Source organism: Streptomyces sp. CBMA123 (assembly GCF_014596465.1).
GTDB lineage: Bacteria > Actinomycetota > Actinomycetes > Streptomycetales > Streptomycetaceae > Kitasatospora.
Genome location: NZ_MECK01000074.1, coordinates 1 through 19,727, shown reverse-complemented (window position 1 = coordinate 19,727; position 19,727 = coordinate 1). Strand labels below are relative to the sequence as shown.

General features: G+C 74.7%; 18 protein-coding genes. 13 read left to right on the top strand and 5 right to left on the bottom strand.

Annotated features, from left to right (window positions below):
- From BG452_RS11470 to BG452_RS11460, 3 genes are all read left to right on the top strand, one after another.
- Positions 1 to 846, top strand: an 846-nt coding sequence (locus tag BG452_RS11470) for a zinc metalloprotease (protein ID WP_188304139.1), incomplete at its 5' end; no start/stop codon positions are given.
- Positions 847 to 982: 136 nt separating this feature from the next.
- On the top strand, positions 983 to 1,435 hold the full coding sequence (locus BG452_RS11465) for a universal stress protein (RefSeq protein ID WP_188304138.1): 453 nt from the start codon (positions 983 to 985) through the stop codon (positions 1,433 to 1,435).
- A gap of 58 nt (positions 1,436 to 1,493) precedes the next feature.
- Positions 1,494 to 2,342: an Fpg/Nei family DNA glycosylase gene (locus BG452_RS11460; RefSeq protein WP_188304137.1), complete on the top strand. Its 849-nt coding sequence runs from the start codon at positions 1,494 to 1,496 to the stop codon at positions 2,340 to 2,342.
- Here BG452_RS11460 and BG452_RS11455 read toward each other — a convergent pair.
- Positions 2,290 to 2,925 (bottom strand): uridine kinase, encoded by a 636-nt coding sequence (locus tag BG452_RS11455; RefSeq protein ID WP_188304136.1) that lies wholly within the window; start codon positions 2,923 to 2,925, stop codon positions 2,290 to 2,292. The two genes, BG452_RS11460 and BG452_RS11455, sit on opposite strands and share 53 nt — an antisense overlap.
- Positions 2,926 to 2,997: 72 nt before the next feature.
- Positions 2,998 to 4,299, bottom strand: a complete 1,302-nt coding sequence (locus BG452_RS11450) for a PQQ-binding-like beta-propeller repeat protein (RefSeq protein ID WP_188304135.1) — start codon at positions 4,297 to 4,299, stop codon at positions 2,998 to 3,000.
- Positions 4,300 to 4,447: 148 nt separating this feature from the next.
- Between BG452_RS11450 and BG452_RS11445 the strand changes: the two genes are divergently transcribed.
- The 8 genes from BG452_RS11445 (at position 4,448) to BG452_RS11410 (ending at position 13,497) form a co-directional block, all read left to right on the top strand.
- Positions 4,448 to 5,017 (top strand): Uma2 family endonuclease, encoded by a 570-nt coding sequence (locus BG452_RS11445; RefSeq protein WP_188304134.1) that lies wholly within the window; start codon positions 4,448 to 4,450, stop codon positions 5,015 to 5,017.
- A 133-nt stretch (positions 5,018 to 5,150) separates the two neighbouring features.
- Positions 5,151 to 7,721, top strand: coding sequence for a SpoIIE family protein phosphatase (locus BG452_RS11440; protein ID WP_188304133.1), 2,571 nt, complete (start codon positions 5,151 to 5,153; stop codon positions 7,719 to 7,721).
- A 36-nt stretch (positions 7,722 to 7,757) separates the two neighbouring features.
- Positions 7,758 to 9,419, top strand: a complete 1,662-nt coding sequence (locus tag BG452_RS11435) for a sensor histidine kinase (RefSeq protein ID WP_317620996.1) — start codon at positions 7,758 to 7,760, stop codon at positions 9,417 to 9,419.
- A 91-nt stretch (positions 9,420 to 9,510) separates the two neighbouring features.
- Positions 9,511 to 10,179 carry a response regulator transcription factor gene (locus tag BG452_RS11430; protein WP_188304132.1) on the top strand — a complete coding sequence of 223 codons (669 nt, stop codon included), beginning with the start codon at positions 9,511 to 9,513 and terminating at the stop codon, positions 10,177 to 10,179.
- A 554-nt stretch (positions 10,180 to 10,733) separates the two neighbouring features.
- The gene (locus tag BG452_RS47630) at positions 10,734 to 11,495 is read left to right on the top strand and encodes a transglycosylase family protein (protein ID WP_188304131.1); all 762 of its coding nucleotides are present in this window, start codon (positions 10,734 to 10,736) and stop codon (positions 11,493 to 11,495) included.
- Between the two features lie 302 nt (positions 11,496 to 11,797).
- Positions 11,798 to 12,553: an SDR family NAD(P)-dependent oxidoreductase gene (locus tag BG452_RS11420; protein WP_188304130.1), complete on the top strand. Its 756-nt coding sequence runs from the start codon at positions 11,798 to 11,800 to the stop codon at positions 12,551 to 12,553.
- Between the two features lie 108 nt (positions 12,554 to 12,661).
- The gene (locus tag BG452_RS11415; protein WP_188304129.1) at positions 12,662 to 13,252 is read left to right on the top strand and encodes a TIGR03086 family metal-binding protein; all 591 of its coding nucleotides are present in this window, start codon (positions 12,662 to 12,664) and stop codon (positions 13,250 to 13,252) included.
- 104 nt (positions 13,253 to 13,356) lie between these two features.
- Positions 13,357 to 13,497: a hypothetical protein gene (locus BG452_RS11410; RefSeq protein ID WP_188304128.1), complete on the top strand. Its 141-nt coding sequence runs from the start codon at positions 13,357 to 13,359 to the stop codon at positions 13,495 to 13,497.
- An 81-nt stretch (positions 13,498 to 13,578) separates the two neighbouring features.
- On the opposite strand, the gene BG452_RS11405 is transcribed toward BG452_RS11410, so the two are convergent.
- Entirely contained in the window at positions 13,579 to 14,844 is a 1,266-nt protein-coding gene (locus BG452_RS11405; RefSeq protein WP_188304127.1) for a helix-turn-helix domain-containing protein, read from the bottom strand.
- A 268-nt stretch (positions 14,845 to 15,112) separates the two neighbouring features.
- Between BG452_RS11405 and BG452_RS11400 the strand changes: the two genes are divergently transcribed.
- On the top strand, positions 15,113 to 15,505 hold the full coding sequence (locus BG452_RS11400) for a hypothetical protein (RefSeq protein ID WP_188304126.1): 393 nt from the start codon (positions 15,113 to 15,115) through the stop codon (positions 15,503 to 15,505).
- Positions 15,506 to 15,793: 288 nt separating this feature from the next.
- Positions 15,794 to 16,213: a hypothetical protein gene (locus BG452_RS11395; protein WP_188304125.1), complete on the top strand. Its 420-nt coding sequence runs from the start codon at positions 15,794 to 15,796 to the stop codon at positions 16,211 to 16,213.
- Positions 16,214 to 16,269: 56 nt separating this feature from the next.
- Here the strand turns inward: BG452_RS11395 and BG452_RS11390 are convergent, their stop codons facing one another.
- Positions 16,270 to 16,734 (bottom strand): (2Fe-2S)-binding protein, encoded by a 465-nt coding sequence (locus BG452_RS11390; protein ID WP_188304124.1) that lies wholly within the window; start codon positions 16,732 to 16,734, stop codon positions 16,270 to 16,272.
- Positions 16,735 to 16,749: 15 nt separating this feature from the next.
- Entirely contained in the window at positions 16,750 to 18,861 is a 2,112-nt protein-coding gene (locus BG452_RS11385; RefSeq protein ID WP_317620995.1) for a xanthine dehydrogenase family protein molybdopterin-binding subunit, read from the bottom strand.
- Positions 18,862 to 19,727 lie beyond the last annotated feature (866 nt).

Genomic DNA, 19,727 nt, shown 5'->3' with positions numbered 1-19,727 from the left:
GTCTGCGACGCCGCCGGCACCGACGCCGACGCCGCCGCGCGCAAGCCGGCCGGCAGCCAGGCGGGCCGGGACCCGAACGCGGTGAGCGTCGGCGAGGCCCGGGCGATGCAGGCGGACCTGGACCACCGGCTCGCCGAGCTCGGCCCCGCCCACGTCCAGCTGGCCGCCGCCCCGACCACCGTCCCGGTGTACGTCCACGTGATCCACTCCGGGGACGCCGGCCGGCTGGACGGGGGCGTGGTCACCGCCCAGATCGACCACCTCAACGCGACCTACGGCGGCCAGGGCGAGGGCAACGCCCCCACCCGGTTCCACTTCGAGCTGGTCGGCACCGACTGGACCGACAACGCGGGCTGGTACACCGGCATGACCCCCGGTTCCGGCGCCGAGAGGGCGATGAAGAGCGCCCTGCGCAAGGGCGACCAGGGCACCCTCAACCTCTACACCGCCCACCTCGGGCAGTCCCTGCTCGGCTGGTCGACCTTCCCCAACGCCTACCGTTCCGACCCGGCCGACGACGGCGTGGTGGTCCTGGACGACTCGCTGCCCGGCGGCCCCGCCACCCACTACAACGAGGGCAACACCGCCACCCACGAGACCGGCCACTGGCTCGGCCTCTTCCACACCTTCCAGGGCGGCTGCCTGCCCCCGGGCGACTACGTGGACGACACCCCGCCCGAGCGCGGCGCCGCCTACGGCTGCCCCGAGGGCCGGCACAGCTGCCCCGGCGGCGGGCTGGACCCGATCCACAACTTCATGGACTACAGCTACGACTCCTGCATGAGCGGGTTCACCCCCGGGCAGGCCCAGCGGATGTCCGACGCCTGGTCGGCCTACCGCAGTTGAGGTCGGCCGCCGGGTCCGCGGCAGCGCGGCGAATCACCCGGACGGCCCGGCGGACATCGACCGCTCGTCCGATTCGATCTGTTCGGTGGGTCGGAACCCAGCAGGACCACCCCGGACCAAGTGAAGGAGTAACCGCATGAGTGGCAAACCCCGGATCGTCGTCGGCGTGGACGGCTCGCCCGCCTCGGAGCAGGCGCTGCGCTGGGCCGTCGACTACGCCAAGGCCGTCGGCGGCACCGTCAACGCCGTCGCTGCCTGGGAGTACCCCGTCTTCTACGGCTGGGGTGGGACGGCCGCCCCCACCGACGTCTCCTTCAACCCGGAGGTGCTGGCCGGCCAGACGCTCTCCGAGAGCGTCGCCAAGGTGGTCGGCGCCGACCCGGGCGTGCCGGTCACCCGCAACGTGCTGCCCGGCAACGCGGCGGGCGCCCTGCTGCAGGCCGCCAAGGGCGCCGCGCTGCTGGTCGTCGGCAGCCGCGGCCTCGGCGGCTTCTCCGGCGTCCTGCTCGGCTCGGTCAGCCGCCACGTCACCGAGCACGCGCCCTGCCCGGTGGTCGTCGTGCGCGAGGGCCGGACGGCCGAGGAGTAGCGGAGCGGCCACCGGGGGCGGCGCCGCGCCGGGCCGCCACGCGGACCAGAATGGAGTCATGCCAGAAGGTGACTCCATCTACCGCGTGGCGGCCCGGCTGCACGAGGCCCTCGCCGGACAGCTGCTGACCAGCGCCGAGCTGCGGGTGCCCGCGCACGCCACCGCCGCCCTCGCCGGGCGCCGGGTACTGGAGGTCCGCCCGCGCGGCAAGCACCTGCTCACCCGCCTCGACGGCGGCCTCACCCTGCACACCCACCTGCGGATGGACGGCCACTGGGAGGTCTACCGCCCCGGCGAGCGCTGGACCGGCGGCCCCGCCTTCCAGATCCGTGCCGTCCTCGGCACCGAGCACGGCACCGCCGTCGGCTACCGGCTGCCCGTCGTCGAGCTGCTGCGCACCACCGAGGAACGCCGGGCCGTCGGCCACCTCGGCCCGGACCTGCTCGGCCCCGACTGGGACCCGGTCGAGGCCGTCCGCCGGCTCACCGCCCGCCCGGCCCGGCCACTCGTCGAGGCCCTGCTCGACCAGCGCAACCTGGCCGGAATCGGCAACGTCTACGCCAACGAACTGTGCTTCGTCGCCGGCGTGACCCCGTGGACCGAGGTCGGCGAAGTCCCGCACCCCGACCGGCTGGTGGAACGCGCCCGGCAGATGCTCGACGCCAACAAGCTGCGCCCCGGCCACATCACCACCGGTGACAGCCGGCCCGGCTACCGGCACTGGGTCTACGGCCGCACCGGGCGGCCCTGCCCACGCTGCGTCACGCCCGTGCTGACCGGCCGCCAGGGCGAGGCCCCACGGGACCGCGCGGTGTTCTGGTGCCCCTACTGCCAGCGCGGACCGGCCCCGGCCGTCACGGCCGCACGACCAGGGCGGGGTGCCGCGGGTCGTCCACCCGCACGGTGAGGTCGGCGGCCTCGGCGGGCCCGGTCTCCGCCTCGTAGCGGGCGAAGGCGGGCAGTGTCCACTGCCGGTCGGCCGGGGTGCGGCGGGCCAGTGCGGCCGGAGAGAGCGCGAGGTGGACGGTCAGTTCGAGCGGCAGCCAGCGGCCGAGCAGCAGCGCGCCGTCCAGCAACAGCACGCCGCCGGGCGGGAGTCGGACGTACGGGGCGCGGGTCGAGCGGTCGGTGGCCGGATCGCGCAGCGAGGGCAGCACCCGGCCGCTGCCACCCGGCTCCAGCGGGTCCAGCACCTCGCGCAGCAGGGCGCCGTCGTCCAGCCAGAGGTCGTGGAAGGCGTCCGCGTCGTGGTGGCCGTACTCCAGCCGGATCGACGCCGGGCGCAGGAAGTCCGCCGCCGACACCCGCAGGGTGGGGCGGCCGCGCAGCCGCAGCGGCTCCACCAGGGCGTCGGCCAGCAGTTCGGGCCGGGCGGGCCCGGCGCCGTCCACGGCGATCCGCAGCCACCGCTCGCCGGCGCCGGGCAGTTCGGTGATCCGGTCGGCGAGCAGCTCGGCCAGCTTGTCGGGGGAGATGGGGCGTACCTGCACCGGGCCATCCTGTCGCTTGGTCGGGCCGCCGAGGGCGGGGCCGGTCGGATCGGTCGGATCGGGTCGGTCGGTTCAGGTCAGCGGGAGGGCGTGCAGGACCTCGTCGTGGCCCGCGTAGAGCCGGCCCCCGCCGGAGGCGAGGTTCCAGACGTTCCGGCCGGGGCCGGAATCGCGGAAGGTCCACCCCAGCACGCCGGTCGCGGTGTAGATCGCGCTGACCCCGCCCGCCGCCGGCCCCGGGACGTACAGCGTGCCGCCGTCGAGCAGCGGACGGCTGCGGCGGTCCAGCAGGAACGGCAGCTTGCTGGACCAGAGCACCCGGCCCTCGGACGTGTCGAGGCAGGTGACGACGCCGTCGTCACGCGGGACGAACACCCGGACGGCGTCCGGGACGGGCGCCAGCGCCCGCCAGGACTCGCCCCGGGCGGGGGAGTGGGTCCACCGTGGCTTTCCGTCGGCGCCCAGCAGGCGCACACCGCCGCTGCCGTCCGGGACGAGGAACTCCTGCCCGACGGCGGTGCACCAGCTCAGGTCCCCGCCGGCCGGGGCGGTCCACAGCTCACGGCCGGTGGCCGCGTCCCGGACCACCAGCTCGGTGCCGGTGTCCAGGGACCGGCCGCAGGCCAGCGGGTGGTCGCCGTACCCGGAGGCGCGGGCGAGCGGCCGCTCCTGACGGTCGATCGCGAGCGACCACAGCAGGGACCGTTCCTCCAGCCCCACGGCGAAGAGCCGGCTGCTCGGCACGGTGCCGTTCGCCCGGGGCCAGCCCAGGACGCAGCCGTAGAGGACGCCGGCGGCCATGGCGGTGAGCTGAAGCTCGCCCGGGAGATCGTCGGGCAGCGGCAGGCTCCAACCGGCGGTGGGGTCGGTGAGGTGGTGGGCGTCCAGGTGGCCCCGGGAGGTGGCGGTGTAGAGGTAGTCGCGCGAGACCACGACGTTTCCGGCGGGGCGTTCGAGGTCGCTCGGCCAGTCCTTGGGCGGCGGCGGGTCGAAGCTCAGCAGCCGCTTCGGGCCGCCGTCGCCCGGGTCGAGGGCCCGCAGGCCGGCCCTGGACAGGAAGACCGGCCGGTCCGGCGGCACGAGCAGCCGTTCCGGGGTCGTCGCCTCCGGTCCCCGGTACGTCCACAGCGGCGTCGGCCCCGCGAGGGCGGTCGGCTGAGGCTGCGGTGCCGGCCCGTCGCCCTGCGCGCCGGTGACCGCCCACGCCGCGCCGCCCACGGCCAGCACCCCGGCCCCGACCAGCAACCCGCGCCGGCTCAGCCGGGGACCGCCCCCGCCCCCGCCGATCACGTCGCCGGGCGTCTCGGCCGCGCCGTCCGCCTCCCCGTCCCACTGCCAGGAAGCCTCCTGTGCCGGCCCCTCGGACGACTTCATACGGCCCTCGCCTCCACCCCCGGCGGCCACGACGCCGCCACCCGCCGCGAGGATATCGAACAGCCCCCGAACCATCCGAAGTTGTCACCGCGTTGCACCAGGCTGTGGCGCACAGCACAGGCCCCTCATGAGACCGGGGAGGTACGCCGTGACGGCCGAGGTGATCGCACCCGAGTGGATGCACCGGCAGATCACCAGTGAGGAGTACGACTCCTGGACGGAGGAACAGTGCGCGGGCATCGAGATCGTCGACGGGATGGTCGTTGTGAGTCCGGGCGCATCGAAGCGCCACAACCGGCTCGGGCGTCTTTTGGCGAATGCCCTTGATGGGGCGGGCGGTGAGGAGTGGATCGCGGACACCGGCTTCGACGTGCGGCTGCCGGACGTGCCGCTCAACAACCGTCGGCCCGACGTGGTGGTCTACCGCGCTGACACCTTCGACGAGCCGTTGACCAGACCGGAGCACGTGCTGTTGCTGGTCGAGGTTGTCTCACCGGGCTCGGAGACCACCGATCGAGTGGTCAAGCTGGACCAGTACGCCACGGCGGGCATCCCCTACTACTGGCGGGTGGAGCAGGCGGCGGGCCGGGTGCCGGTCGTGCACACGTACCTGTTGGATGAAGCGAGCAGGTCGTACCGGGCTGGCGAGGTGTTCACCGGGCTGGTCAAGGCCGTGGTGCCGTACCCGGTTGAGGTCGACCTCACCGATCTGCCGTAGCCCGTCACCCTCCCGGCGGAGCGGGGCCGTGGACGGATCCGGCGTCCGGGCCGGTGCGGGTGGGGTCGATGGGGCGCCCGGGGTGGTGGGGGTTCGCCTTGACACGGCTCCGGGGCGGACGTAGCAAGGGAGCATGCGCCATCCGCAGGTGACCGGCGGGGCCGGCGAGCCGGTCCGTGGGACGGGCCCGGACGAGGTGGCGCCCCCGGAGGCGGATCACCGGCGGGACGAGCTGTTGGCGGAGGCCGTTCGGCGGGTGCTGGGATCGACCGGGGCGTACGCGGCGATGGTGTACCTGCGGTCGCGGGACGGGCGGTCGCTGGTGCTGCGCACCCTGGCGGGGGTGCCGTTGTCGATCATGGGCCCGTTCCGGCGCATCGCGGCGGCCGGGCCGCTGCCGGTCGCGGTCTGCTTCCGGACCGGCCGGAGCGTCGCGCTGTCGGACTCCGAGGACACCATGCGGCGCTTCCCCCAGCTCGCGGTCGGCCTGCCGTACGAGTTCGTCTCCGCCTGCGTGCCGGTGGGGCACGGCGGGGAGCGGTTCGGGGTGCTCAGCGTGCTGTGGCCGGCCGCGGACGAGGGCGGGCCGGCCCGGGAGGGCGGGCAGCTGACCGCCGTCGCCTCCCGACTCGGCGCCGGGCTGGCCGAGTTGGCGGCCTCCGGGCAGCCGGTGGAGCCGGTCGAGGACGCCGCCGTGGTGGAGCTTCCGCCGCCGTCCGCGCCGAGCACCCGGGTCGGGCTGTTCGACTGGGACGTGGCCACCGGGGCGCTCGCCGCGGACGTCCAGTTCTTGGAGATCTTCGGCTTCGCGCCCGGCGAGTTCGACGGCACGGTGGGCTGCCTGACCGGGCGGATCGCCCCCGGCGACGTGCCCGGGTTCCGGGCCGCCGCCCGGACCGCCCTGGAGCGCGGCGAGGTGCTGGCCGCCCGGGTGCGGGTGCTCGGGCCGGCCGGCCGCCCGCACCCGGTGGAGCTGTGGGCCCGGGTGCCCGGCGCGATCTCCGACGACCGGACCCGTCTGGTCGGCGCCGTCCTGGACGTCCGCGCCCTGACCGCCGCCGCGGCCGCCGTCGAGCGGCTGCACGAGGGCGTCCTCGCGCTCGACCCGGACGGCCTGATCAGCTACGTCAACCGGGCCGCCGAGCCGCTGCTGCGGGCGAGCGCGGCGGACCTCGTCGGCCGCCACCCCTGGGAGGCGCTGCCCTGGCTCGCCGACCCCTTCTACGAGAACCGCTACCGCGCCGCCGTGCTCTCCCAGCAGCCCACCGCGTTCCTGGCCGCCCGCCCGCCGAACGGCTGGCTCGCCTTCTCGCTCTTCCCCGACGCGCACGGCGTCACCGCCCGGGTGATCGCCGCCGAGGCCCCGCCGGGCGCGGCCGAGCCGCCCACCGCCCTGCTGTCCCCGGCCGCGGCCGGCACCGGCGCGGGCGGCGTCGGCGGCACCTACCACCTGCTCCAGCTGGCCAGCGCGCTCACCGAGGCCGTCACCGTGCGCGACGTGTGCCGGGCGGTGGCCGAGGAGATCCTGCCGGCCTTCGGCGGCCAGGAACTCGCCATCTACGGGGTGCGCGAGCAGCGGCTGCACCTGGTCTCGCAGAGCGGCTACCCCGACGGCTTCCTGGACGGCTTCGAGGGCACCCCGCTCGACGCCCGCGTCCCCGGCGCGGAGGCGCTCAGCACCGGAACCCCGATCTTCTTCGAGTCCGTGCGCGAACTCGCCGCCGCCTACCCGGGCCTCGCCCTGGACGAGATGGGCGCCTGGGCCTTCCTGCCGCTGATCGCCTCCGGCCGGCCGGTCGGCAGCTGCATCCTCGGCTTCGACCGCGTGCACCCCTTCACCGTCGAGGAGCGCGGGCTGCTCACCGGCCTCGGCGGCTTCATCGCCCAGGCGTTGGAGCGCGCCCGGCTCTACGACGCCGAGTTCGCCCTGGCCCGCGGCCTGCAGCAGGGCCTGCTGCCGCACCGGCTGCCGCAGGTGCCCGGCATCCGGACCGCCGCCCGCTACCTGCCCGGCACCCAGGGGATGGAGATCGGCGGCGACTGGTACGACGCGATCGTCACCGGTGCCGACCTCACCCTGGTGATCGGCGACGTCGAGGGCCACAGCGTCGGCGCCGCCGCCGCGATGGGCCAGCTGCGCAGCGCCGTGCGGGCCTTCGCCAGCGGCGGCGAGCCGCCGGACCAGGTGCTCGCCCGCACCAACCGGCAGCTGCTGGACCTCGACCTCGGGCTGCTGGCCAGCTGCTGCCTGGTCCGGCTCACCCCCGCCGACGGCACGGTGCGGATCGGCCGGGCCGGGCACCTGCCGCCGGTGCTGCGCCACCCGGACGGGCGGGCCGAGGCGCTGTACGTCCCGGGCGGGCCGCTGCTCGGCGTGGACGACGGCGCCGCGTACCCGGTCAGCGAGCTGCGGTTGCGGCCCGGCTCGGTGCTCGCCCTCTACACCGACGGGCTGGTGGAGGATCCGGCGCTGCCGATCGACCAGGGGGTGGACCGGCTGCGGGCGGCGCTGGCGCACGGGCGGGTGGGGGAGGAGCTGGAGGAGCTGGCCGAGCGGTTGATCCGCGAGGTCGGCTCGACCGGGCGGGTGGACGACGTGGCGCTGCTGCTCACGGCCTTCGGCCCGGACGGCGGCACGGAGGGCGGCCCGGGCCCCGGCTCCGGAACGGCTACTTTCGTCGGGCCCGGCGGCGACGAAGGGTGACCGCGGCCGGGGCGGCCACCCGGTTAGCCTCGATGGGTGGAAGCAATCGCACGGGCCTGGTCGAAGGCTGTACAGACGGCGCTCCCGGGGCCGTGGCGGCCCCGGCGGGTGGTGGGCGAGGCGGTGGCGGCCCTGTTGTTGGGCGTGGTCGCCGGGCTGCTGGAGGTGGTCGCCGGCACCGGTCTGGCGTGGCTCTTCGGCCTCGCCGTCGCCGTGCTGTGGGTGCTGCGGCGCGGGTTCCCGGCCACCGTGCTGGTGCTGACCGGGGCGATCGCGGGCTGGTCGGTGGGGCCGATACTGCTGCTGGTGTGCGCGGGCTGGGCGGCCGGGGCGCGGATCAGCCGGGTGTGGCGGCTGGTCGGCGCCTTCGTGCTGAGCTATCTGATGTTCTCCATGTTCGGGATGCTCAAGGACGGCGCATCCGGCGCGTCGAAGCTGATCATCGGCGTTTCGCTCGGCGTCTTCCTGGTCTTCGCGGTGCTGCCCGCGCTCTACAGCCGGTACCGGGCGCAGCGCCGGGCCCTGATGGACGCGCTGCGCGAGCGCAACGACCAGCTGGTGCGCGAGCGGGCGATGGTGGTGCACCAGGCCCGGCTGCGCGAGCGGCACCGGATCGCCCAGGACATGCACGACAGCCTGGGCCACCAGCTCGCACTGATCTCCGTGCACTCGGGCGCGTTGGAGGTGGACCGCACCCTCAGCGACCGGCAGCGGGAGGCGGTCGGGGTGCTGCGGCAGGCGGCGGTGGCCGCGATGCGCGAGCTGCGCGAGGTGGTCGGGGTGCTGCACGACGAGTCGACGGCGCTGCCTCCGACGGCCGGTGCCCCGGGCCCGGCGTCCCTCCGGGGCGGGGTGGACGGGGTCGAGGGGCTGGTGGAGTCCTCCCGTGCGGCGGGTGCGGAGGTGGCGTTCCGTACCGAGGGCGAGCGGCGGCCGCTGGCGGCGGCCGTCGACCACGCGGCGTACCGGATCGTGCAGGAGGCGCTCACCAACGCGCACAAGCACGCCCCCGGTGCGCCGATCGCGGTCGCGCTCCGGTACGAGCCGGACGCCCTGGTGGTGGAGGTCACCAACCCGGGCGCGCCGGAGCTGGTCGGCGCACGCGCCGGCGCGGGGGCGGTGGTGAGCGGCGGGCAGGGGCTCACCGGCCTGCGGGAGCGCGCCCGGCTGGTCGGCGGCATGGTGCACGCCGGACCGACCCCCGAGCAGGGCTTCCGGCTGGCGGCCGTCCTCCCGTACGAGGGGGCGGAGGCCGAGGGCGCCGCCGCCCTGACGGCGGAGGACTGGATGTCCGGCCTGCCGCCGGTCGACGGCACGGACGACGGCCGGCGCCGCCCGGCGCTCGGCTGCGCGGCCGGGGTGGGCGCGGTCACGCTGATCGTGGCGAGCCTGGTGGCCTGGGGTGTGGTGGCCTTCGTCCGGGGTGCCAGCGACTCGACGGTGTCGCAGTCGCTCTACGAGCAGATCCGGGTGGGCGAGTCGAAGCCCGAGGTGATGCGGCAGCTGCCGCCCGGCAACGACTTCTTCACGTCCGACTTCGAGGACGCGGGCCCGCCCAAGCCGGAGGGCTCGCACTGCCGCTGGTACTCGCTGGCGAAGGCCGGGGCGGACGACTCCTGGTCGGACGACCACGTGGCGCGGTTCTGCTTCAAGGGCGGGGTGCTGGTGGAGAAGGTGGAGTACGTCAAGAAGGGCTGACGCCGCCCGCCGGGCCCGGGCGGGAGACGGCGGCGGCGGGGATGTGAGGATGGTGCCCCAGCCGCTTCACTGTTCGAGGGGAATGACCAGCGTGATCCGAGTCCTCGTCGCCGACGACGAGCCGCTCATCCGGGCCGGGATCAGGATGATCCTGGGGTCGGCCGAGGACATCGAGGTGGTCGCGGAGGCCGCCGACGGCCGGGAGGCGCTGGAACTGGCCCGGGCGCACCGGGTGGACGTCGTCCTGCTGGACATCCAGATGCCGGTGATGGACGGACTGACGGCGCTCGGGGAGCTCGGCAGGGTCGCACCCGGCGCGCGGGCGATCATCCTCACCACCTTCGGGGAGCGCGAGAACGTCCTGCGCGCCGTGACCGAGGGCGGCGCCGGGTTCCTGCTCAAGGACACCGCGCCGAACGAGCTGATCCAGGCCGTCCGGGCGGCGGCCGGCGGGAACGCCTTCCTCTCCCCGGCGGCCACCCGGCACATCGTCGACTCGCTGGCCTCCGGACGCAGCGGCTCGGCGGCCGCCCGCGGTGCGCAGGCGCGGCGCCGGCTGGAGGTGCTCACCGGGCGCGAGCTGGAGGTGCTGGCGCTGCTCGGGGAGGGGCTGTCCAACGCGGACGCGGGGGCCCGGATCCACATGAGCGAGGCGACGGTGAAGACGTACGTCAGCCGGATCCTGGCCAAGCTGGGCTGCGAGAACCGGGTCCAGGCGGCGCTGTTGGCGCGGGACGCGGAGCTCGACGGTCGTAGCTGAGCGCGTTCGCGCGATCGCGGAGGGTGTCGTCGGTGATGGATGCCACTCAACCGCTTCGCCGAAGCGGGAACTCCGGATGTCGTGGTGACGTCGCGTCAGCGAGTGCTGACGGACCGTCGATGGTGTGCGGGACCTCACGAATGGACAGATGTGAGCGCGGGCACGGAAATTGATCGTTAGATCTTCAAAATGCGGTCAAACCCGGTCGAACCGGGCACCTTTTCTTGATCGATACCGCCGGTAACAGTCAACTGACCTGCGAAGACCAAGAATTGCTTGCTGAGGCCCGCACATGCCCCTAGCTTTCTTGGCGGCGCAACGAGCGCCACCCGGGTTCACCCCGACGCACGGCCCGCCGACTGACCCCCGGCGCGAGGGCGGTGCCCGCCGACGAGACCGGCTCGAACAGGCCGTCGGCGAGTGGAGGTGACCGGGGCGGCACGGCACGTCCGACACGTGTCCGGCCGCCCGACGAGTGAGGTGAGCGCGACCGACCGGCCCGTGTCCCGGGCCTGGTTCCGCCTGCCCGCCCGGGGCTTGTCGAGAGGACATTCATGACTTCCCGTCACGAGACCGCCGCTGCCACCGACACCACCGCCACCGTGAAGCGCAACCGCCTGCGGATGGCGGTCATAGCGGGCGCCGCCGTCGCGGCCCTGCCGGTGGCCGGCCTCGTCACGGCCACCTCGGCCTCCGCCGCACCCACCTCGGCCTGGGACACCGTCGCCCAGTGCGAGAGCGGCGGGAACTGGAGCATCAGCACCGGCAACGGCTTCCACGGCGGACTGCAGTTCACCCCCTCCACCTGGGCCGCGTACGGCGGAACCGCGTACGCCCCCCAGGCCAACCAGGCGACCAGGGCGCAGCAGATCGCCGTCGCCGAGAAGGTGCTCGCCTCGCAGGGGCCAGGCGCCTGGCCCGTCTGCTCCAAGAAGGCGGGCCTGAGCAAGGGCGGCGCCCCGGCCGCCGTCGACACCACCGCGGGCTCGGACTCGGGCACCCCGTCGGCCAAGCCGGCCCAGCGCTCCGCGAAGGCGGCCCCGAAGGCCGCCCAGCACGCCGCCCCGAAGGCGAAGCCGTATGCCCCGGAGGCCCCGCAGGGCCGTCCGTCGGCCAAGCCGGTACAGGCGGCTCCGGCGGCTCCGGCGGCGGAGCGGAACACCTCCGGCGGCAGCTACACCGTCAGGAGCGGTGACACCCTGAGCGACATCGCCGCCAAGTTCGGCGTCGACACCGACGGCCTGTACGGCAAGAACGCGCGCACCATCGGCGCCGACCCGGACCTGATCTTCCCGGGCCAGACGCTGACCGTCTGACGCCCTCGTGATCCGGCGGCCACCCCTGCGCGGGGGTGGCCGCTCGGCGCGTTCGGCGCGCCCGTGGGCGCGGATGGGCGCTCGTGGGCCGGATTCGTGCGGCGGTCGGGTCGTACTGCCGTCCGGGGGTGGTGCCACCGGGGTGTGCGGAGTTGTAGTTGAAGATTGAACGCAACGTCCGAATACCGCCGGAGACGTCAAGGAATCCGGACCAGGATCGACCCGTACCCCGAGAGCGGCACACCGGCCGGCACACCGGCCGGGGCGCGCTCGGCACACGACGAACGAGGAGATTCCGAGACATGACGATGAACGGTGCGGCGGCGCTCGACGGCAAGGTGGCCCTGGTGACCGGCGGCAGCCGGGGGATCGGGGCGGCCGTCGCGCTGCGGCTGGCCGAGGACGGCGCCGATGTGGCGCTGACCTACCAGGGCTCGGCCGAGCGGGCCGAGGAGGTGGCCGCGAAGATCACCGCGATGGGCCGGACCGGCTGGGCCGTGCGCGCCGACAGCGCCGACCCGGCGGCGGTGCGGGCCGCCGTGGCGGCCGTCGCCGAGCGGTTCGGGCGGCTGGACATCCTGGTCAACAACGCGGGGGTCGGCGCCGCCGGGCCGATCGAGGAGGCCGCGATCGAGGAGGTCGACCGGGTACTGGAGGTGAACGTCCGCGCGCCGTACCTCTACGCCCAGGCGGCGGTCGAGCACCTGGCCGAGGGCGGGCGGATCGTCGGCATCGGCAGCTGCATCGCCCAGCGTGTGTCCTTCCCCGGCGCCGCGCTCTACGCGACCAGCAAGGCCGCGCTGATCGGCCTGACCAAGGCGCTGGCCAGGGAACTCGGCCCGCGCGGGATCACCGTCAACCTGGTCCACCCGGGCCCGATCGACACCGACATGAACCCGGCCGACGGCTCCTCCGCCGACTTCCAGCGCGGCTTCGTCGCCCTCGGCCGGTACGGCACGGTGACGGAGGTGGCGGGCGCCGTCGCCTACCTGGCGGGCGAGGACGGCCGGTACGTCACCGGCGCCGAACTGGCGGTGGACGGCGGCTTCGCGGCCTGACCTCCGGAGGCGAGGGCGGCGGTGTCGTGCCGGGCGGTCGTCGGTGACCGCGCTTACGATCGCCCGGCACGACCCGTGCGCCCCCAGACCCCGACCGAGAGGTGTGCCATGACCGCGGTGGACGACCCGATCGACCTGCTCGCCCGGGCCCTCGCCCAGACCGCCGGGCTGATCGACGGCACCGGCGTCGAGCTGGCCGGCCACCCGACCCCCTGCCGCTCCTGGGACGTCGGCGACCTGGTCAGCCACCTCCTCCACGACCTGCGGCAGTTCACCCTCCGCGCCGAGGGCGGCCGGCCGGACTGGTCGCAGCCCTTCGACCGGGTGGAGGAGGACTGGCTGCACGCCTTCGAAGCTGGCGCCGAGCGGCTCGTCGAGGCCTGGCGGGCCGCCGGGGACCTCACCGGCACGGTGCCGGCCCCCGGTGGCGGCACCCTCCCGGCCCGCTTCCCGGTCGACCAGCAGACCACCGAATTCGCCGTCCACGCCTGGGACTTGGCGCACGCGACCAGCCAGTCCACCGACGGGCTGGACCACGAGGTGGCCCGCGCGGCGCTCGACTGGGCCCACGGCGCCCTCAAACCCGAGTACCGCGGCGAGGCCTTCGGCCCCGAAGTCCCCGCGCCGGCGGACGCCCCGGCGTACGACCGGCTGGCGGCGTTCTTCGGCCGCGACCCGGGCCCGGGCGCCGGCGGCTAGCGAAGCGAACTCCACTGCCTGCTACGGTTCCTGGACATGGGGGACGATCGGACACGAGTGTCGGAGGCAGCGCGCGCGTTCGCCGCGCTGCCGACCGGCCCGAGGTGACCGTCCGGATCCACCCGGAGGTCGACCACCTCTTCCTCCCGGGCACCGGCCCGGCCACCCCGGCCGAGTACGCCCGGCCCGGGCACGTGGCGGCGGAGGTGGTGGAGGACATCGCGGGCTGGCTGGGCGGTCGCTGAGGTCTGTCTTCGAACTCCGGCCTGCGGGGCGGCGTCGGGGCAGGTCGGCGACGAGGGGCCGGGTGGCCGTCCGGGGTGTGCTCAGTGGAGGACGACGAGGACGGCGTCCCACTGGGCGGTGGTGCGGCCGGTGGCGGTGCAGCGGGTGGCGTCGGCGCCGGTTCCGGTGGCGATCCGGTGGGCGGTGGTGAGGCGGTCGGGGGAGAGCTGGAGGACGGGCAGGGTGGTCCAGCCGGTGGCGAACTCGGGGGCGCTGCCACCGCTGCTGCCGACCGCGCCCACCAGGAGGTCGCCGGGTTCGCAGCCGGTGCTGCCGGCGGTGGTGAAGCCGGATCCGCCGGCGTCTCCGGAGGCGGGGGAGAAGGCACGGAGGGTGCTGACGCCCCGGAACTCGTCCACGGCGACGTGGTAGTCCTCGGCGCGCGGGTAGCTGGCGTGGATCGAGTCGGCCGTGGTCAGGGCGGAGGCGTCGAAGGCGGCGAGCACCAGGACGCGGTGGCGCAGCGCGTCGGTGACGTCGCCGAGGAGCTGGAAAGGGTCGCCGTGGCTGTCGGTGACGCTGACCGGGCCGGGGCAGGTGTCGGTCAGCAGCATCGAGACCACCAGGGCGTCCCCGCCGGCGACCGGGGACAGTACCGGCAGGGCGAAGTCCGTGCTGGTGGCGGCCTGTTGGCCGAAGGCCGTCCGGGCGACCCAGCCCGGCGTGGGCGCTCCGGGGCCGAGGGGGGCCGGCGTCGGGTGCTCGCCGGGTGCGGGGACGTCGGGGCCGGCCGTCGGGCAGTCGCGCGCGGCGGACGGGGCTGCGTGCTGGGGGGCGTCCTGGGCCGCGGGTGCGCGGTCGGTGAGCAGGCCGAGGGTGCCGAGGACGCCGAGTGCCAGGCCGAGGAGCAGGCTGAGCGCGTGGGTCCAGAGCCGGCCGCGGGCCGGCCCGGCCGTGGCGGGCGGCGCGACCCGCACGGCGGTGGGCGGCACCGGGGCGGGGGCCGGTGCCGCCGCCGAAGGTGAGGGTGAGGGTGAGGACGGCGACAGGGGTGCGGCCGGCGGCGCGGGAATGACGAGTTCGGCCGGCGGTTCCCCGTTGACGGCGGCGCGCCAGCGGTGGTGCCACACCTCCTCGTCCCCGCCACAGGCGCGGACGAAGGCCCGGGTGGTGGGCCAGGACGGGAGCCGTGAGCCGGAGGCGGCCTCGTAGAGGGTGGTGTGGGAGATCGAGCCGACGGTCTTGGCCATGGTGCGGAACGAGGGCTGGCCGGCGTCGAGTCGGAGGGTGCGCAGCTGGCCGGCGAAGTTCTCGGCGGCGGTCGGCGGTTTCCGCGCGGCCGGTGGCTCCTGTTGGTGCTCCGCCATGGCGCCCCCTGGTGTCAGCTGTCAGATCCCTCGGTGTCGCTGTGTGCTTGTCGAGTACGGATCATAGCGACGGGTGACGGCGGGAACGGCCGATTCGTCGACTCCGGTCGGTGGAAGGCGTGTTCGACGGCCCGTGTCAGCTGTTGTCAGTTCCTGTCAGGCGGTACCGAACAGTGGTGGTGATCGGGTCAGCTGGCTCCGCCGTCGAGATCGACGGGGTGGCATCGGAGCGGTCGGACGGGGCGTCCGGCCGGACAGGAGGACCCTCATGGTCAAGAACATCATGAAGAGGATCGGGCGGCGCGGGGCGACCACGGCGGCCGTGCTGGCACTGGCGGCCGGCGCGGTGGGCATCTCGGCGGGCAGCGCCTCCGCCGACGGCTGGTACTACCTCCAGTACCACGCCAGCGGCCACGGCGTGGGCGTCTACTCGCAGCCGTACTCCGGCTCGGGCAAGGTCGCCGGCGACGTGTACTCGTACTCGTGGTCCTCGGACGACATCTACATCGAGTGCTGGACCCGGGGCGAGGACATCAACAACCAGGGCAACGTCTGGTACCAGATCGGTGGCACCAACGGCACCTTCTTCGGAACGGCCTACGTCTACGGTGCGTACGCCGACGGCAACTGGTACTTCCACAACGGTCTGCGGGAGTGCTGACGGTCGGTTGATCCGCTCTGCCCCGCCCGTTCGCCGGGCGGGGCACAGCCGCGTCAGCGCGCCGGGCGGGCCGCCGCCGCGCTGATCCCCGCGGTGGGCGGTGGGCGGTGGGCGGTGACGGGGTGACGCGTCGACTCCGGTCGGTGGAAGGCGTGTTCGGCCGGCGTGTCAGCTGTTGTCAGTTCCTGTCAGTGGCTACCGAACACCTGCGGCGATCGGATCTGCTGTCTCCGCCGTCGAGGACCTCGGGACGGCGACGGAGCGGTTCGACCGGACAGGAGAATCGGCATGGTTAAGGGCATCCTCAGGAAGATCGGGCGCCGCGGCGGCATCGCGGTGGCCACGCTGGCGCTGGCGGGCGCCGGGATCGGCCTCTCGGCGGGCGATGCGAACGCCGTCGGCTGGTACTACCTCAACAACCACCCGACCGGTCACGGCGTGGGCGTCTACTCGGCGCCGTACTCCTGGTCCGGCAAGGTCGCCGGCGACCTGGGCTCGTACTCGTGGTCCGGCGACGCGGTCAACATGGTGTGCTGGACCACCGGCGAGAACATCAACAACCAGGGCGACGTCTGGTACCGGGTGGTCCAGGTCTACTCCGCCGGCTACGGCTACTGGCCGTCGTCGGGCACCTCGGTGGCCTACGTCTACGGGGCCTACACGGACGGCAACTGGAACTTCCACGTGCCGACCATCCCGCCGTGCTGACGGCCGACTGACTCCGCGCTGTGCCCCGCCCGTTCGCCGGGCGGGGCACAGCCGCGTCAGCGCGCCGGGCGGGCCGCCGCCGCGCGCTTGATCGCCTCGCGGATGCGCGGGTAGCTGCCGCAGCGGCAGATGTTCTGGATCTGGTCGATGTCGGCGTCCGTCGGGGCGGGGGTGCGGCGCAGCAGGGCGACGGCCGTCATGATCTGGCCGGGCTGGCAGAAGCCGCACTGGGCGACGTCGCAGTCGATCCAGGCCTCCTGTACCGGGTGCAGGGTGTCGCCGTCGGCGAGGCCCTCGATGGTGGTGACGGTGTGGCCCTCGCAGTCCTTGACGGAGCGGGTGCAGGGCTGGAACTCCTGGCCGTCGAGGTGGCTGGTGCAGGCCCGGCAGACGCCCACCCCGCAGCCGTACTTGGGGCCGGTGACGCCGAGCTTGTCGCGGAGCACCCAGAGCAGCGGCATGTCGTCCGGGGCGTCGACGCTGACGGGCTGCCCGTTGAGGACGAAGGTGTGGGTGGGCATGGGGAGTCGATGTCCTCAGAAGTTGATCGGGAAGGAGCGCGGGCTGGTCCCGGTGGCGCGGGCGTAGGCGTTGGCGACGGCGGCGGAGGCGGCGGGGACGCCCAACTCGCCCGCACCACCGGGGGATCCGCTGGGCGGCATGAGGTGGATCTCGACCGTCGGCGGGGTGTTGTGCTGCCGGGCGTAGCGGAAGTCGGCGTAACTCCCCTCCCGGAAGGCGCCGTTGTCCAGGTGGTTGCCGGCCTGCAGGATGACCGAGATGCCGTCGATCAGGGCGCCGGTCAACTGGGCTTCCAGGCCGCGGGGGTTGATGACCTGACCGACGTCGGCGGCGATGACGGCCTTGGTGACCCTGGGGTTGGCGCGGTCGGTGGCGTCGAGTTCGACCAGGTAGGCGACCCGGCCGCCGTTCTCGTCGTGGTAGCCGACGCCCTGGGCCTGGCCGGCGGGCATCGGGCGGCCCCAGGCGCCGGCCTCGGCGACGGTGTCGAGCAGTGTCCGCCCGGCGGCGTCGCGCACCCGGGCCCGGCGGAAGGCGACCTCGTCCTGGCCCATCCGGCGGGCGAGTTCGTCCATCATGATCTCGTCGGCGACCCGGACCATGCCCGAGTAGACGGAGCGCCAGCTGCCGGTGTGCATCTGCAGCGGCACCTCGGCGAGCAGCTGGGTGGGGATGCCGACGTCGTACGGGTTCTTCTCGGTGAGCAGGAAGAAGGCCTGGGCGAGGCTGATCCCGGCGACGGAGAGGTTGAACCCGGCGCCGGTGAGGGCTTCGCCGAGGCCGTGCGAGAGGTCGGTGCGGACGGTGGCGGCGCGGTGTTCCCAGCTGAGGACCTGGCCGAGGCCGTAGGTGGCGCGGATCCGGTGGTGGCTGGCGGGGCGCATCCGGCCGTGGCGCATGTCGTCGTTGCGGGTCCACATCAGCGTGACGGGGCGCCCGGCGGCCTTGGAGATCTGGGCCGCCTCCAGGGCGGCGTCGAAGAACAGCCGGCGCCCGAAGGAGCCGCCGCCGCGGACGACGTGGACGGTGACGGCGCTCTGCGGCAGGCCGAGTTCGGCGGCGATGGTCTGCTGGGCGATGATCGGGCTCTGCGCGGCGAACCACAGCTCGGCGCGGCCGGGCCGGACGTCGGCGACGGCCGTCAGCACCTCCATCGGGGCGTGGTTGACGAAGGCGAAGTCGAACTCGCCGTCCAGGTACGGGGTGAGCAGCGGCGGCAGCAGGAACGGCGCGTGGGCGGCGCGCAACCGGGCCTGGACGTCGGCGGTGGAGAGGTCGGCGACCGGGCCGGGGTTCCAGGTGGTGCGCAGCGCGTCGCGGGCCTTGAGGGCCTGGTCGAAGGTCTCGGCGAGGACGGCGACGCCGCTGGGGATCTGCACCACGGCGAGCACGCCGGGCATGGCGCGGGCGACGGAGGCGTCCAGCGACTTGAGGGTGCCGTTGACGGTGGTCGGGCGGGCGACGACGGTGGGCACGGCGCCCGGGATCCGGAGGTCCCCGGCGTACTTGGCGCGTCCGGTGACGATGTCGCGGGCGTCGATGCGGCCGGTGGGCTTGCCGACCAGGCGGCGCTGGTCGGCCGGCTTGGGGGTGGCGGGCACGGCGGGCAGGATCACGGCGGCGGCGTCGGCGGCGAGTTCGCCGAAGCCGAGGCGGCGGCCGTCGGGGGCGAGTACGGCGGAGTCGGCGGTGCGCAGGCCGCCCGCGGGAACGTTCCAGCGGTGGGCCGCGGCGGTGACCAGCCGGGCGCGGGCGGCGGCGGCCGCGGCGCGTACCGGGTCGTACAGCGAGCGCACCGAGTTGGAGCCGCCGGTGAGCTGGTTGAAGAGCAGTTCGGGGCGGCCCTCGGAGAGCGGCACGTCCACGTCGGTGAGCCTGGCGTCGAGCTCGTCGGCGACCAGCAGGGCGATCGCGGTGGTCAGGCCCTGGCCGACCTCCAGCCGGGGGAGGTACAGCGCGGCACGCCCGGCGGGGGTGATTTCGAGCACCAGCAGGTGGGAGGTCGGCAGCCCGGCGAGGATCATCGCGTCGCCGAGGTCGAGCACGTCGGGGATGCCCGGCAGGCCGAGCAACTGCGGGGGCGCGGAGGCGTTCCGGCCGGTCGCGGCGGCTTCGGCGGTGCGCACGGCGGCCCGGGCGGTGGCGGGCGCGGCGGCGTCGAGGCCGAGCCGGGCGGCGACGGTGAGGGTGGGGGCGGCCAGCAGGTAGGTGAGGAAGCGGCGGCGGCCGGTGTCCTCGCCGGCGGGTCCGGCTGCCTCGTCCGGGGAGCCGGAGGAGTCCGAGGGCGCGATGGAGGTGCTGATGGGAGGAAACCCTTCGAACCGGAGACGGCGCCGGATCGGGCGGGCACGGACGGCCCCGGCTCCGGTGCCGGATCACGAACGCCGTCGAGCATAAGGAGGGCGCTACTGACGGGTCAACACGGTCAATCTTGGCCCTCCGGCCGGGTGGTGGAGGCGTCCGGTCCGCTTCCGGTGGGGGAGTCGGAGCGGGTACGGACGGCGCTTCGGCCGGGCGGCCGGCGGCGGAGCGGGGCCGCGGGGGATCTCGGCGGTGGGTCAACGGGGCGCCGTCGTACGGGAGTTCAGGGCTCGCCCGGCGGTGCGGCGGGCGGGGTGGCGGGCGGGCGGCGGCTGGTGCGGCGCGGCCCGGAAGTGGCCCAGGGAAATACAAGATCAATGGATCTGTCGGACGGTCCACTTCTTCCCTAGGCTGGGCGCTGACCCACCGTGGACCGCCCGAGCGGTGGCGAAGGCCCGCCCCGAGCGGTTGCGAACGCCCACCCCGCGCGCCGCCCGTCCGACAGGAGAGAAGTGCCGAACCAGAGCGCCGCCCGGCTCGCCCTGCTGCCCCCCGCCGGCCCCCAGCGCACCCTCGCCGCAGCCCAGTTGGCGAGCGCGGTGGGCGACGGCGCCTACTACACCTGCTCCGCGCTCTACTTCACCCGGGTCGTCGGCATGTCGCCGACCGCCCTCGGCCTCGGCCTCGCGGT

Bases quoted from the DNA above. Each gene is read 5' to 3' on its own strand.
- BG452_RS11465 (WP_188304138.1), top strand. From the start codon at position 983: ATGAGTGGCAAACCCCGGATCGTCGTCGGCGTGGACGGCTCGCCCGCC.
- BG452_RS11460 (WP_188304137.1), top strand. From the start codon at position 1,494: ATGCCAGAAGGTGACTCCATCTACCGCGTGGCGGCCCGGCTGCACGAG.
- BG452_RS11450 (WP_188304135.1), bottom strand. From the start codon at position 4,299: ATGAAGTCGTCCGAGGGGCCGGCACAGGAGGCTTCCTGGCAGTGGGAC.
- BG452_RS11440 (WP_188304133.1), top strand. From the start codon at position 5,151: ATGCGCCATCCGCAGGTGACCGGCGGGGCCGGCGAGCCGGTCCGTGGG.
- BG452_RS47630 (WP_188304131.1), top strand. From the start codon at position 10,734: ATGACTTCCCGTCACGAGACCGCCGCTGCCACCGACACCACCGCCACC.
- BG452_RS11420 (WP_188304130.1), top strand. From the start codon at position 11,798: ATGACGATGAACGGTGCGGCGGCGCTCGACGGCAAGGTGGCCCTGGTG.
- BG452_RS11415 (WP_188304129.1), top strand. From the start codon at position 12,662: ATGACCGCGGTGGACGACCCGATCGACCTGCTCGCCCGGGCCCTCGCC.
- BG452_RS11405 (WP_188304127.1), bottom strand. From the start codon at position 14,844: ATGGCGGAGCACCAACAGGAGCCACCGGCCGCGCGGAAACCGCCGACC.
- BG452_RS11400 (WP_188304126.1), top strand. From the start codon at position 15,113: ATGGTCAAGAACATCATGAAGAGGATCGGGCGGCGCGGGGCGACCACG.
- BG452_RS11395 (WP_188304125.1), top strand. From the start codon at position 15,794: ATGGTTAAGGGCATCCTCAGGAAGATCGGGCGCCGCGGCGGCATCGCG.
- BG452_RS11390 (WP_188304124.1), bottom strand. From the start codon at position 16,734: ATGCCCACCCACACCTTCGTCCTCAACGGGCAGCCCGTCAGCGTCGAC.